The following is a 12,872-nucleotide window of genomic DNA, read 5'->3' as shown; positions in this document are numbered from 1 at the left end:
TCTGGATGTCTATGGAATGGCGCCCCTCGGGCTGGGGCCAGCGTGTGACCCGCTCGCCGGACTGGCAGTTGCAGCTGGATGGCGAACAGCTCGCGCTTTTGATCGACGGCAGGCAGTACCGCCAGCAGGTGGCGAACGAACACAGCGTGCGGGTCGTTCGCGGCGTGCTCTGGTCCCGGGTCGAACTGACGACCGAGCACGGTGAAGCACTGTCCGTGGATGGGCTGCCCAACAGCCAGGGCTCCCGGCTTGCGGCTGCCGTGCAGCATATGCTTTTCGCGCGCTCCAGGCGGGGGCGCAAAGCACTGTTTGAGCGCGCTCTGGCGGAGATCCAGGCGTGGCTGGCCGAAGCAGACGCGCTTACCGACCGAGGCACCACCGGACGCCGCTGGATCACCCACGAACAGCAGCAGGCGTTGCTGGCCGACCGCCCCGCCCTGCCCCTGCCGCCCGCCGAGCTGGAGCAGCTGTTCCTCGACGAGGAGGTGCACGACGACCTGCACGCGCCCGGCCACCGCATGGCGCTGGACGCCCTGCACGACTGGCAGCTGGATTGGCCCGCCGTCTGGGCCGAGGCCAACGCGACCATGGCAGAGCGCGAGCGGGTGCTGGCCAAGGACTTCCTGGACCGGGTCGAGAGCAAGCCCCTGACCGAGGAACAAGCCCACGCCGTCATCTGCTTCGACAACCGGGTACAGGTCGTGGCCGCGGCCGGCTCTGGGAAAACCTCCACAATGGTCGCCAAGGCCGCTTATGCCATCGACCGCGGCTTTGTCGAACCCGAACGGATCGTGATGCTCGCCTTCAACAAGGACGCCGCCCAGGAGCTGGAGGAGCGCGCGCAGCGATGCTTCGACCGGCTCGGCATGGGCGACACCGTGGTGGAAGCCCGGACTTTCCACGCCCTGGGCCTGGCCATCATCGCCAAGGCCACGGGACGCAAGCCTGATATCCCGGAATGGGCGATCGACGCCACGCTGGGCTTCAACAAGCTGGCCGAACTGGTGGACGACCTGAAGGACCGCTCGACCCATTTCCGCACCCAGTGGGACATGTTCCGCCTGGTGTTCGGGCGCGACCTGCCGCCGTTCGGTGCCGACATGATGGCCGATGGTTACGACCGCGATGGCACGCCCTACATCCGCACCCTGAAGGGTGAGCGGGTGAAGAGCCTGGAGGAGTGCGTCATCGCCGATTGGCTGTTCTACAACGGCGTGGCGTACGACTACGAGCGGCGCTACGAATTCGATACCGCGACAGACACCCATCGCCAGTATCGCCCGGACTTCTACTATCCGGACGCCCAGCTGTATCACGAGCACTTTGCGCTGGATGCCGATGGCCAGCCGCCGAAGCACTTTGCCAACTACAGCGAAGGGATGCACTGGAAGCGCCAGCAGCATGTGGCGCGCGGCACCGCTCTGGTCGAGACGACGTCGTTTGGCCTGCGCAGTGGACAGGCCCTGCAGCATCTTGCCGAGCGGCTTGGCGCGTCTGATGTCGAGCTCGACCCGAACCCGGACCGCGAGCTGCCTGATCAAGGCGCCAAGCCGATGCCGGACGCAGACCTGATTGGCCTGATGCGCACCTTCATTGCCCATGCCAAGAGCAACTGCCTGACACTGGACGATATGGCGGCGCGCCTGCGGCAGATGCCCGAGGATCAGTTCAAGGAACGCTACCGGCGCTTCCTGGAGATCGCCGGGCCGGTTTTCCAGGCCTGGGACAACGCACTGGCTGACGAGCGCAGCATCGATTTCGAGGACATGCTCAACATGGCGGCCGGGCTGCTGGAACAGGGCCACTATGAATCGCCCTACGAACTGGTGATGGCCGACGAATTCCAGGACGCATCGCGCGCCCGCGCGCGCCTCTGCCGTGCCCTGGTCAGCCAACCGGGCCGCCATCTGTTTGCGGTGGGCGATGACTGGCAATCGATCAATCGCTTCGCCGGTGCCGATGTTGCGGTGATGACTGGATTCCGCGAATGGATGGGGCATGGCCAGGTGCTGAAACTGGAGCAGACGTTCCGCTGCCCACAGGCACTGTGTGATGTGTCCAGCCGCTTCATCAGCCGCAACCCCGCGCAGATCGCCAAAAACGTTCGCTCTGCTGCGCCGGCAATGGGCCCGGTGCTGCAGGCGTTCCAGATGAACCGGCGCGAGGAGGTGCAGGATGGCGTTCGCCAGTACCTTGCGAAGCTGCACCAGCAACTGTTGTCAGGTGCAGTGCCGCAGGGCCGCACCGGGCGCGTGACGGTCTTTGTTCTGGGGCGGTATCGCGCGGATCGCGGTGCGATGCCTTCGGATTGGAAGACGGCCTTCGGCAGCACGATGGACGTCGAGTTCCTTACCGCACATCGATCGAAGGGGCGCGAGGCGGACTACGTGATCCTGCCGGGCATGATCAACCGCAGCTTCCCGAGCCTGCGCGCGGATGACCCGGTGCTTTCGCTGGCAATGCCGGACGGCGATACCTATCCGCTGAGCGAAGAACGGCGCCTGTTCTATGTCGCGCTGACGCGTGCGCGACGGTCGGTCGCGATGTTCACCCTGCAGGGCAAGCACTCGCCATTCCTGGATGAGCTGGTGAAGGACGGGGCAGTGGAAGTAACCGCGATTTCAGGCGCGGCCATCCACGATGAGCGCTGCCCGATGTGCAAGGTGGGCGTATTCGTGGACCGGAATGGGCCACATGGGGCTTTCCGGTCGTGCTCGAGTTACCCGTTGTGCCACAACAAGCCTAAGGCCGGGCGTAGGGGGTGAGCGCATTTTCTGCGCTTTCCTGGCGATGTGCGCACTGCCCTCACCGTCACCGTGAGCTTCGCCCAGGCCGGAGATCGACTACTCACTCCGGCTGCTAGACTTTGCCGACATTCAAATGGACGACCCCATGGAACGGTGGTATCTGGCAACACTGCTGGCGTTGGTCCTGCACCAGATTGATGCAGCGTTCTGGCACGAGTGGACCCTGTTCGGCCTTCCCGGCGGCGTCCAGGGGTTTCTGGCTTTCAACCTGATCGCTGTGGGCGCCCTGCTGCATGGCTATCGCCAGGTTGTGCTGGCCAAGCCCTCCGCGCGGGCGTATGCCAGCCTGTGCGGGACAGTTGGCGCCGGCACCGCCATGATTCATGCGGGCTTCGCCGCGGCCGGTCGTGACGAGTTCCTGCTTCCGTTCTCCATCGCAACGTTGGCGGCCTGCCTCGTGGCCGGCGTCGGGCTCCTCATGCAAGGCCGCCGTGCTACCCCGGCTCGCGTGCAGATCGATGGCGTGGACTGACGAGACGAAAAAGCCCCTGAATCCAGGGGCTCTTTGAATCAACTGGCGGAGAGAGTGGGATTCGAACCCACGGAAGGTTTGACCCTTCGCCGGTTTTCAAGACCGGTGCCTTAAACCGCTCGGCCATCTCTCCGTGTCGGCACAGCCTGCTGGCCGGGCACGCATTCTCGCACGGCCGGGCGATTTGCCCAAGACCCCTACGCCACGCCCATCTGCAACTAATCCGATAGCCTTCCCACGCCCCGGCTGGCTAGAGTGACCAATTCCCTCTGGTCCCCACCCCATGGACAACTCCAGCCTCCTGAACATACGCCCGGGCATGCCTTCAAGCGCCCTGGCCCAACTTCTGGGCACCCGATGGAAGGAGCCGGATGAACAAGGTCATCTGACTTGCCTGAGCAAGGACGTTTTCGTTCGACTGGATAGCGATCGAGCCATTGGATACGTCATTTTCGCCTGTTCAATGCCCAAGACGGTGCTGGTCGAGGGCCTGCGTACAGGCATGGCCATCGGCGACGCTCTCGCCAACAATCCTCGCCTCGCTGTACTGCCGGAAGAGCCAGAGGACTCATGCGAGGGATGGGCGACCTTCGGCTTCATCACGGATGACGGATTGCAGGTGGCCGCGAACGTGAACACGCGGGACAACACGGTAAGGAGCATTCGCCTGGAGAACCCGAATGCCACCTACTGTGAACCTGCAGCGCCCATATTCGATCCGACGTTGACCAAGGCCTTTGACATCGCGCTTGGCCCTCAGCGCGTGCTCCCCAAAGCAGGCCGGGGCAGCGAATGGGCCGGAGGCTGGACACTGGGCCTTCCCCCAGGCATCACCGCTGAACAATGGCCTTTGAGTTCCAGCAACGGGCACCCGCTGCGGCACGCCTTTACGTTGCACCTGCCCTCGGAGTACCGAACCAAGGGAAATGAGCTGGTTGCTCTCTCTCTGTTCGTCGACGACCAGCAGGAGGAACTCTGCACCGTCGAGGAAATCGCGGAATACTTCACCTCTCCCCTTTCCATGACCCCGCCAGAGGGCCGCGACCTGCTTCCCTTCTGGCAGCATCGCCAGGCCAAGCATGCGCACAGCCACAGCATGGAAGACATCCTTGGAACGCAATTCTGCGCCATCTGGCTTACACAGCAGGAGTTTGATGGTGAGCTGAGCCTGCCGCCCAAGCTGAATTCAGCCCTGCTGGGTGCCCCTCCGAGCTGGATCGGACAGGACTACGCGAGCTATTTCTACGAGCGATGGCTGTACACCAGGAACGGAAATGCCGTCATCCCGGGCGCAGGAATCGGAGGCGCCTCCAGCGAGGCCGTTGCATTGCCGATCAGCACAGGCATCCGCGCTGACGATCCCAACGTTGGGAGATCACCGCGGGAGTGGGAAAGCGAATGCGCCATCAGTGGATACATCGAAGCATTCAGCGAGCGCGGTGAGGAACTGAACCTGAGTCGCTGGGATTCCATTGCCCACCTCGGCGGAACAATGCAGCCCCAGCAGGGCTACCCTGAGTTCGGCCCCTACTACCTCGAATTCGAGGAGGGTTTTGGCGGCTTCAATTTCGGTGGCGGCAACGCACAGTTGGATCTGCAGCAGATGAAGATCGACTGGGCGTGCGGATGACACCGTCGCATTGAAGTAAAAAGCCCCGGAACGTCGCCGGGGCTTTTCTTCACGGAAGCGGTGCAGCAGCTCTCAGCCCGCATCCACCGCCAGCGCACCCAGTGCACTGGCCTTGATCCGCTCCTTGGCCTTTTCACAGGCGCCACCGCAATCCAGGCGCGAGGCCTCCAGCTGCGGCGGCAGGTGCTCGGCCAGGAAGTCGATGAACACGCGCACCGCCGGCAGCAGGCCGCGGCGCGAGGCGAACACGGCGTGGCACACGCCCTGCGGCAGCGACCAGTCCGGCAGCACCACTTCCAGCTCGCCATTACGCACGGCGTCGGCGCACACGGTTTCCGGCAGCATGGTGATGCCGAAACCGTCCTTCACCATGCTCTGCAGCAGCGGGAAGTCGAAGCCGGCCACGCGCGGCTGCAGGTCGACCCGGCGCACTTCGCCTTCCGGGCCATGCAGTTCCCAGCGCTGGCGGGCTTCGTCTTCGCTGATGCTGAGGGTCACGTGCTGGGTCAGCTCTTCCGGGTCCTTGGGGCGGCCGGCGCGGTCGAGGTACTTCGGGCTGGCCACCAGCAGTTCCTGCACCTGGCCGAAGCTGCGCATCACCAGGCTGCCGTCGTCGTCCAGGCGCGAACGCACGCGCAGGGCCACGTCGTAGCCTTCGTTGATGATGTCCACGCGGCGGTTGCTGATGTTCAGCTGCAGCCGCACCTTCGGATACTGCTCAAGGAACTTGGGCAGCAGCTTGGGCAGCTGCATCTGCGCCAGTGACACCGGCACGCTGGCGCGCACCACGCCGCGCGGTTCGGCGCTGAGGCGGTCCACCACTTCGCGGGCGGCCTGGGCCTCGGCCAGCATCGTCTGCGCATGCCGGTGCACGCTGGTGCCGACATCGGTGACCGCGAAACGGCGCGTGGAGCGCTGCAGCAGGCGCACGCCCAGGTCGGTTTCCAGCTGGCTGATGCGGCGGCTCAGTCGCGACTTGGGGATGCCCAAAGCGCGCTCGGCGGCGGCGAATCCGCCGTGGTCGACCACCATCGCGAAGTAGTACAGGTCATTCAGGTCATGCATGCCCGAGTTCCATATCTAGAACAATACGTGGCATTCAATCACCTTTATTCCGCCTTTGCAACAACCTATCGTTCTCTCCGTCGGCGGGGCCACCCCGCCCCCTTCCTCCCAGAACATAGGTGACTGCCATGAAGCTTCTGCATCTCGACGCCAGCGTGCTTGGCGACAACTCCGTCTCGCGCCAGCTGTCGGCCGCCGTGGTCGCCCGCCTCGCCAGCCAGATCGACGGCCTGCAGGTCGATTATCGCGATCTTGACGCCAATCCGGTACCGCACCTGCGCAGCAGCTCGCTGGCCAAGACCGACGCCGCTGAAGCGACCGATGCTGAACAGGTGATGCAGCAGTTCCTGGAGGCCGACATCGTGGTGATCGGCGCGCCGATGTACAACTTCAGCATCCCATCCACGTTGAAGGCCTGGATCGACCGCGTGGCCGTGGCCGGCCGCACCTTCAAGTACACCGAGAACGGCCCGGTGGGCCTGGCCGGTGGCAAGCGGGTGATCATCGCCAGCAGCCGTGGCGGCATCTATACCGACTCGCCGGCCGACTTCCAGGAGCCGTTCCTGCGCCAGGTGTTCGCCTTCATGGGCATCAACGAAGTCGAGTTCGTGCGCGCCGAGGGCATCGCCTACTCGCCGCAGCACCGTGAAGACGCCATCGCCGGTGCGCTGGCGGCGCTGCCGTCGCACGAAGCGGCCGAAGCCGTCGCGGCGTAACGCGTTCCAACGTTCGGCGCCCCTCCCTCCTCGTCTGGGCGCTGAACGCGGGCCGGGATCCCCTCCCCCTCCCGGCCCACCCTGGCGGCCCCGCTGTGCGGGGCCGTTTTCTTTTGCGGCGCGCTAGGCTGGGGGCATGAACTACATCGTGACGGCTGCGCACCGCAGCGAATTTCCGCACCCGATCATCCTGCGCCGCGGCCAGGCGCTGGTGGTGGGCGAACGTTATGAAGGCCCGGAGGGCTGGGACGACTGGTTCCTCTGCGAGGCCGAGGGACAGCAGCCCGGATTCGTGCCGACGCCGGTGATCGGCGGCGATGCGCAGGGTGGCGCGTTTGCCACGCAGGATTACTGCGCGCGCGAACTGGATGTGGACCCTGGGCAGACGCTGCGCGGGATGCGCACGCTCAATGGCTGGGCATGGTGCGTGCCGGAGAACGGTGAACCGGGATGGGTGCCGCTGGAGAAGCTGCGGGCCATAAAGGAGAGCCGAGCATAGGCTCGGCTCTACACAGATCTGTAGCGCCCGAGCCCATGCTCGGGCGGCGGCGCGCAGCGCCGGCTATCAGCCAATGGTTTCCAGGCCACCCATGTACGGGCGCAGGGCCTCCGGCACGGTGATGCTGCCGTCGGCGTTCTGGTAGTTCTCCATCACCGCGATCATCGCGCGGCCAACGGCCACACCCGAGCCGTTCAGCGTGTGCGCCAGCTCCGGCTTGCCGGTGGCCGGGTTGCGCCAGCGCGCCTGCATGCGGCGGGCCTGGAAGTCACCACAGTTCGAGCACGAGGAGATCTCACGGTAGGTCTCCTGCGACGGCAGCCAGACTTCCAGGTCATAGGTCTTCACCGCCGAGAAGCCCATGTCGCCGGTGCACAGCAGCACCTTGCGGTACGGCAGGCCCAGCTTTTCCAGCACCACTTCGGCGCAGCGGGTCATGCGCTGGTGTTCGGCGTCGCTGTCTTCCGGGCGGCTGATCGAGACCAGCTCGACCTTCTCGAACTGATGCTGGCGGATCATGCCGCGCACGTCGCGGCCACCGCTGCCGGCCTCGGCACGGAAGCACATCGAGTGGGCGGTCATGCGCAGCGGCAGGCGCTCGGCGTCGACGATCTCTTCGCGCACGATGTTGGTCAGCGGCACTTCCGAGGTCGGGATCAGGTAACGCGTGGAGTCGCCCACGGCGGTCTTGAACAGGTCGTCCTCGAACTTCGGCAGCTGGCTGGTGCCGCGCAGCGAGTCGGCGTTGACCAGCAGCGGCACATTGGTCTCCTCGTAGCCGTGCTCGCCGGTGTGCAGGTCGACCATGAACTGGGCCAGGGCGCGGTGCAGGCGCGCGATCGGGCCACGCAGCACGGTGAAGCGCGAGCCGGACAGCTTGGCCGCGGTCTCGCCGTCCAGCCAGCCGTTGCGGGCGCCCAGTTCGACGTGGTCAAGCACCTTGAAATCGAACTGGCGCGGGGTACCCCAGCGCGCCTGCTCGACGTTGTCGTTCTCGTCGGCACCGGCCGGCACGTCGTCGGCCGGCAGGTTCGGAATGCCCATCGAGATCGCTTCGATCTTCTCGCGCAGCTCGTCCAGCGCCACTTCCGAAGCCTTCAGCTCGTCGGCGAAGGCAGCGACCTCGGCCATGATGGCCGAGACGTCCTCGCCCTTGGCCTTGGCCTGGCCGATGGCCTTGGAACGGCTGTTGCGCAGGCTCTGCAGCTCCTGGGTCCGCACCTGGATGCGCTTGCGATCCGCCTCCAGGGACTCCAGGGCAGACACGTCGAGCTCGAAGCCGCGGCTGGTGCGCAGGCGTTCGGCGAGGTCGGCGGGCTGGTGGCGGAGCAGGGCTGGATCAAGCATGGCAGGTGTCGTGGTGGGTATCAGGGATGGGATTATCGCTTGTTATACGGATTTCTGCCGCCCGGTTCATTCCTGGCGTGGCAGAATCGGGCTATTCCGTACTGGTCCGGTCCATGTCTGCACCCCGCTCGTCGTCCGCCAAGTCGTTCACTGTGCATATCCCGCGCAACGCCCTGAAGATCGCCGGCATCGCTTTCGGCGTGGGCGTGCTGTTGTTCGTGCTGGTCTGGTTGACCGGCCGCGACAAGGAGTTCTTCCGTGCCGATCCGGCCGCGCAGACCCCGCAGGAGACCGCGCAGGTGGAACCGCTGCCGGAACCGCTGGCCGCCGCCGCAGGCTCCAGCGACATGCCCGATGCCAAGCCGGCCCCGGTAGAGGACGACGCCCCGAAGCTGGTCGAAACCGCCCCGCCGCCGCCGGCGCCCATCGCTGAACCGGCCCCGGCCACGCCGGCCCCTGCGCCAGCCGCCACCGGCAACAGCCAGCCGATGCCGATTGCCGGCCAGTCGCCGCCGCCGGCCTACCCGGCCGCGGCCCTGCGCGCGGGCGAGACCGGCAGCGTGGTGGTGCGCGTGGACGTGGATGCCACCGGCTACCCGAACAATGCCACGGTCATCCAGCGCAGCGGCTCACGCGAGCTCGACCGTGCCGCCACCGACGCCGTGCGCCGCTGGCGTTTCACCCCGGCGCAGAGCAACGGCCAGGCCGTACCGGGCAGCATTGAAGTGCCGTTCGACTTCAAGACCCAGTAACTGAACGTTTCCCGGCAGGCAACCTGAACCCTGCCGGTGACGTTGACGCAACGCTGACACTTCCCGCCACTGGCCCGCGCAACACTCTCCCCGTCGTCCATTGACGGAAGGAGTTTGCGATGACCGCCACCACCCACGAAGACCTTCATTCGCCGCAGCTGCAGCAAGACGCCAGCGAACAGCACAAGCCCACGTCGCCCTGGATGTGGATCGCGCTGATCGTGGCGATGTTTGCCGCCGCGCTGCTCTGGCTGCGTCACTCGAATCAGGAGGACGTGGCGCCGGCACCGGTCGGCGAGCGCATGCTGCCCGCCCCCGAGCAGGCGCCGGTGGCCGACGCGCAGGAGCCGGCGGCCCGCCAGGCCGCACCGGTCGGCAACCAGCGCAAAGCCGCCCCTGCGGTACGCAATCGCGAGGCGCGCCCGCTGGCAGGCAACATCAAGCCGACCTACCCCGCCGCCGCGCTGCGTAATGGCGTACAGGGCAGCGTGATCGCCAGCCTGAATGTCGATAGCCGCGGCCAGGTGACCAATGCCGCGATTGTTTCGCGCAGCGGCGAACGCAGCCGTGACCTGGATCGCGCGGTGCTGAGCGCCGTGCAGAACTGGAAGTTCCAGCCGGCGATGCATGAAGGCCGTGCAGTGGCCAGTGTGGTGCGGGTCCCGGTGGATTTCCGTACCGAACAGCGTTGATCGCGGACGAGGGGTTCGTGATGTTTAGACGGAGGCTTCGGCCTCCGTCCTTTTATCTGGAGAGGCGTGCCAACCAGGGTTGGCACCTGCCGGGTGATGTGAGCGTGCCAACCAGGGTTGGCACCTACCGGGTGATGTGAGCGTGCCAACCAAGGTTGGCACCTACCGGGCGATGTGAGCGTGCCAACCAGGGTTGGCACCTACCGGGCGATGTGAGCGTGCCAACCAAGGCTGGCACCTACCGGGTGATGTGAGCGTGCCAACCAAGGTTGGCACCTACCGGAAAACGCGATCCGCCGATCAGGCCAGGTTGAAGCCGGCGCTGCGCGCCAGGCCATCGAAGTCCGGGAAGGACGTGGCGACGTTGGCGATGTCGTTGATGCGCACTTCGCCGTCGCTGATCTGGCCGGCAATGGTGAATGCCATGGCGATGCGATGGTCGCCGTGGCTTTCGATGGTGCCACTCCCCAGCCGAGCCCCGCCATGCAGGGTGGCGCCATCCTCGGTCTCGTCCACCTGCATGCCCAGCGCGCGCAGGCCAGTGGCCATCGCCGCAAGACGATCGGATTCCTTCACCCGCAGTTCGGCAGCACCGCTCACCACGGTCTGGCCTTCGGCGGCGGCGGCGGCCACGAACAGCGCCGGGAACTCGTCGATCATGTCCGGCACCAGTGCTTCGGGAATACGCGCGCCCTTCAGCGGAGCGTAGCGCACCACCAGATCGGCCACCGGCTCACCGCCCTGCTCGGCCGGATTCTCTTCGGTGATATCCGCCCCCATCAGGCGCAGCGCGTGCAGCAGGCCGGTGCGACGCGGGTTCAGGCCGACCTGCTTCAGGCGCAGCTCGGAGCCGGGAATGATGCTGCCGGCGACCAGGTAGAACGCCGCCGAGGAAAAATCGGCCGGCACTACGATGTCCGTGGCGCGCAGGCGCTGGCCGCCCCGCAGGCGCGCCTTGCCCGGCGAGAATTCGATGTCCACGCCGAACGCGGACAGCATGCGTTCGGTGTAGTCGCGGGTCGGGTGGGGTTCCACCACGCGGGTTTCGCCCTGCGCGTACAGGCCGGCCAGCAGCACGGCCGACTTGATCTGTGCGCTGGCCACCGGCGAGGCGAAGTCGATGCCATGCAGCGTCTGGCCGCCATGCACGTGCAGCGGCGGCGTGCCGTCGTCCTGGGTATCGATCCTTGCGCCCATCTGCGACAGCGGGCCGGTGACACGGCGCATCGGGCGGCCGGACAGCGACTCATCGCCGATCAGCGTGCAGTCGAACGCCTGGCCCGCCAGCAGGCCGGCCAGCAGGCGCATGCCGGTGCCGGCATTGCCGCAGTCCAGCGGTGCCTCCGGCGCTTTCAGGCCGTCGATACCGACGCCGTGCACGATGCGCTGCGACGGGCTGGGGGTTTCGATGCGCACACCCAGCTGGCTGAAGATGCGCGCGGTGGCGCGGGTGTCCTCGCCTTCCAGGAAGCCTTCGATATGCGAAGTACCATCGGCCAGCGCGGCGAACATCACCGAGCGGTGCGAGACCGACTTGTCGCCGGGAATGGTCAGGCTGCCCTGCAGCGGCTGGCCCTTGCGGGCGATCCAGTGTTGCGCGTTGCTCATCGTTCGATCGTTCCGTAAACGCCGGCAGCGCCGGCGATGCATCAGGGAGCGGCGGCCAGGGCCGCCACAGCAGCACTCAGGGCACGGCCACCGGGTAGGAGCCCAGCACCTTGATCTGCGCCGAGTGCGCTTCCAGTTCGGCCAGCGCCGCCTGCATCGGCGCGTCGTCGATGTGGCCGGCCAGGTCGATGAAGAAGCCGTATTCCCACTTGCCGTGGTGCGACGGCCGCGACTCGATGCGGTTCATGCTGATGCCGTGGCGGGCGAACGGGCTGAGCACATCGAACAGCGCACCGGGCTTGTCATGGATGAACACCAGCACCGAGGTGCGGTCGTGACCGGAGGTCGGGAAGATGTTGCGGCCCACCACCAGGAAGCGGGTGGTGTTGTCGGCATCATTCTGGATCGGCTTGGTGACCACCTTCTTCAGGCCGTACACGTGGCCGGCACTCTCGCCGCCGATGGCCGCCGCGTCGTCGGCGTTGCGCGCGCGACGCGCACCCTCGGCATTGCTCGACACCGGAATCTTCTCGGCCTTCGGCAGGTTGGCGCGCAGCCACGCCGAGGTCTGCATGAACGACTGCGGATGCGCGTAGATGCGCTCGATGTCCTCGATGCGGCCGCTGCGCGACATCAGGAACTGCTGCACGCGCAGTTCCACTTCGCCACAGATCTTCAGGTTGGAGGTCAGGAACATGTCCAGGGTGATCTGGATGGTGCCCTGTCCCGAATTCTCCACCGGCACCACGCCGAAATCGGCGTTGCCCGCTTCCACTTCCTGGAACACTTCCTCGATGCTGGCCATCGGCAGGCCCAGCGCGGAGCGGCCGAAGTGCTTGAGCACGGCCTGCTGGCTGAAGGTGCCTTCCGGGCCGAGGTAGCCGATCTTCAGCGGCTCCTGCTGGGCCAGGCAGGCCGACATGATCTCGCGATAGACATGCACCAGCAGCTCGTCGCTGAGCGGGCCTTCATTGCGGTCCACCACCATGCGCAGCACCTGCGCTTCGCGCTCGGGGCGGTAGTAGTCGACAGCGGCGGCCAGCTTGCCCTTGGCCTTGCCGACCTGGTGGGCGAAGCGCGCGCGCTCGGCGATCAGGCTCTGGATGTCACGGTCGATCTGGTCGATCTTCGAGCGCACATCGGCCAGCGCCAGCGGTGCCAGGGTGGGTGCCGGGTTCGAGGCGGCCTTGGCCTTGCCCTTCGCCTTGCTGGGCGCGCTGTCCTTGGCCGGTTCGGCCTTCTTCGGCGCCGTCTTGCTGGATTTGCTGCTTGCCATCGGAATTC

The 12,872-nt window shown here is 66.2% G+C and carries 11 protein-coding genes and 1 tRNA gene; 7 read left to right on the top strand and 5 right to left on the bottom strand.

Annotated elements, in window-relative coordinates:
• Positions 1–11: 11 nt before the first annotated feature.
• Positions 12–2,765: a UvrD-helicase domain-containing protein gene (locus ACUVWL_RS04320; RefSeq protein WP_445978850.1), complete on the top strand. Its 2,754-nt coding sequence runs from the start codon at positions 12–14 to the stop codon at positions 2,763–2,765.
• A gap of 127 nt (positions 2,766–2,892) precedes the next feature.
• On the top strand, positions 2,893–3,279 hold the full coding sequence (locus ACUVWL_RS04315; RefSeq protein ID WP_111207074.1) for a DUF6713 family protein: 387 nt from the start codon (positions 2,893–2,895) through the stop codon (positions 3,277–3,279).
• A gap of 43 nt (positions 3,280–3,322) precedes the next feature.
• Here the strand turns inward: ACUVWL_RS04315 and ACUVWL_RS04310 are convergent.
• Positions 3,323–3,412 (bottom strand) — tRNA-Ser (locus tag ACUVWL_RS04310).
• A 150-nt stretch (positions 3,413–3,562) separates the two neighbouring features.
• On the opposite strand from ACUVWL_RS04310, the gene ACUVWL_RS04305 reads away from it, so the two are divergent.
• Positions 3,563–4,909: a DUF7256 domain-containing protein gene (locus tag ACUVWL_RS04305; protein ID WP_111207054.1), complete on the top strand. Its 1,347-nt coding sequence runs from the start codon at positions 3,563–3,565 to the stop codon at positions 4,907–4,909.
• Between the two features lie 72 nt (positions 4,910–4,981).
• On the opposite strand, the gene ACUVWL_RS04300 is transcribed toward ACUVWL_RS04305, so the two are convergent.
• Complete coding sequence (locus ACUVWL_RS04300; protein ID WP_005410175.1) at positions 4,982–5,974, bottom strand: LysR family transcriptional regulator; 993 nt, start codon at positions 5,972–5,974, stop codon at positions 4,982–4,984.
• 128 nt (positions 5,975–6,102) lie between these two features.
• On the opposite strand from ACUVWL_RS04300, the gene ACUVWL_RS04295 reads away from it, so the two are divergent.
• Both ACUVWL_RS04295 and ACUVWL_RS04290 read left to right on the top strand, forming a co-directional pair.
• Positions 6,103–6,690 carry an FMN-dependent NADH-azoreductase gene (locus ACUVWL_RS04295; RefSeq protein WP_014647610.1) on the top strand — a complete coding sequence of 196 codons (588 nt, stop codon included), beginning with the start codon at positions 6,103–6,105 and terminating at the stop codon, positions 6,688–6,690.
• A gap of 136 nt (positions 6,691–6,826) precedes the next feature.
• The gene (locus ACUVWL_RS04290) at positions 6,827–7,189 is read left to right on the top strand and encodes a variant SH3 domain-containing protein (protein WP_049404486.1); all 363 of its coding nucleotides are present in this window, start codon (positions 6,827–6,829) and stop codon (positions 7,187–7,189) included.
• 66 nt (positions 7,190–7,255) lie between these two features.
• Here the strand turns inward: ACUVWL_RS04290 and serS are convergent, their stop codons facing one another.
• Entirely contained in the window at positions 7,256–8,536 is a 1,281-nt protein-coding gene (serS, locus tag ACUVWL_RS04285) for a serine--tRNA ligase (RefSeq protein ID WP_445978849.1), read from the bottom strand.
• Between the two features lie 113 nt (positions 8,537–8,649).
• Here serS and ACUVWL_RS04280 point away from each other — a divergent pair, with 113 nt between their 5' ends.
• The gene (locus ACUVWL_RS04280) at positions 8,650–9,288 is read left to right on the top strand and encodes an energy transducer TonB (protein WP_111207052.1); all 639 of its coding nucleotides are present in this window, start codon (positions 8,650–8,652) and stop codon (positions 9,286–9,288) included.
• A gap of 119 nt (positions 9,289–9,407) precedes the next feature.
• A complete protein-coding gene (locus ACUVWL_RS04275; protein WP_046431429.1) occupies positions 9,408–9,980 on the top strand; it encodes an energy transducer TonB in 573 nt (190 codons plus the stop codon).
• 300 nt (positions 9,981–10,280) lie between these two features.
• Here the strand turns inward: ACUVWL_RS04275 and aroA are convergent, their stop codons facing one another.
• Positions 10,281–11,588 carry a 3-phosphoshikimate 1-carboxyvinyltransferase gene (aroA, locus tag ACUVWL_RS04270; protein ID WP_445978848.1) on the bottom strand — a complete coding sequence of 436 codons (1,308 nt, stop codon included), beginning with the start codon at positions 11,586–11,588 and terminating at the stop codon, positions 10,281–10,283.
• 76 nt (positions 11,589–11,664) lie between these two features.
• Positions 11,665–12,864: a prephenate dehydratase gene (pheA, locus tag ACUVWL_RS04265; protein ID WP_425604363.1), complete on the bottom strand. Its 1,200-nt coding sequence runs from the start codon at positions 12,862–12,864 to the stop codon at positions 11,665–11,667.
• Positions 12,865–12,872 lie beyond the last annotated feature (8 nt).

The organism is Stenotrophomonas muris, from assembly GCF_052751275.1.
Note: the sequence above shows the minus strand (reverse complement) of the source record. Positions and strands in the feature narration are given on the sequence as shown.

What these genes read in the sequence shown, in the direction of transcription:
- ACUVWL_RS04320 (WP_445978850.1), top strand. Translation starts at nt 12, where the DNA reads ATGGAATGGCGCCCCTCGGGCTGGGGCCAGCGTGTGACCCGCTCGCCG.
- ACUVWL_RS04280 (WP_111207052.1), top strand. Translation starts at nt 8,650, where the DNA reads ATGTCTGCACCCCGCTCGTCGTCCGCCAAGTCGTTCACTGTGCATATC.
- ACUVWL_RS04300 (WP_005410175.1), bottom strand. Translation starts at nt 5,974, where the DNA reads ATGCATGACCTGAATGACCTGTACTACTTCGCGATGGTGGTCGACCAC.
- pheA (WP_425604363.1), bottom strand. Translation starts at nt 12,864, where the DNA reads ATGGCAAGCAGCAAATCCAGCAAGACGGCGCCGAAGAAGGCCGAACCG.
- ACUVWL_RS04315 (WP_111207074.1), top strand. Translation starts at nt 2,893, where the DNA reads ATGGAACGGTGGTATCTGGCAACACTGCTGGCGTTGGTCCTGCACCAG.
- ACUVWL_RS04295 (WP_014647610.1), top strand. Translation starts at nt 6,103, where the DNA reads ATGAAGCTTCTGCATCTCGACGCCAGCGTGCTTGGCGACAACTCCGTC.
- aroA (WP_445978848.1), bottom strand. Translation starts at nt 11,588, where the DNA reads ATGAGCAACGCGCAACACTGGATCGCCCGCAAGGGCCAGCCGCTGCAG.
- ACUVWL_RS04305 (WP_111207054.1), top strand. Translation starts at nt 3,563, where the DNA reads ATGGACAACTCCAGCCTCCTGAACATACGCCCGGGCATGCCTTCAAGC.
- ACUVWL_RS04290 (WP_049404486.1), top strand. Translation starts at nt 6,827, where the DNA reads ATGAACTACATCGTGACGGCTGCGCACCGCAGCGAATTTCCGCACCCG.
- ACUVWL_RS04275 (WP_046431429.1), top strand. Translation starts at nt 9,408, where the DNA reads ATGACCGCCACCACCCACGAAGACCTTCATTCGCCGCAGCTGCAGCAA.
- serS (WP_445978849.1), bottom strand. Translation starts at nt 8,536, where the DNA reads ATGCTTGATCCAGCCCTGCTCCGCCACCAGCCCGCCGACCTCGCCGAA.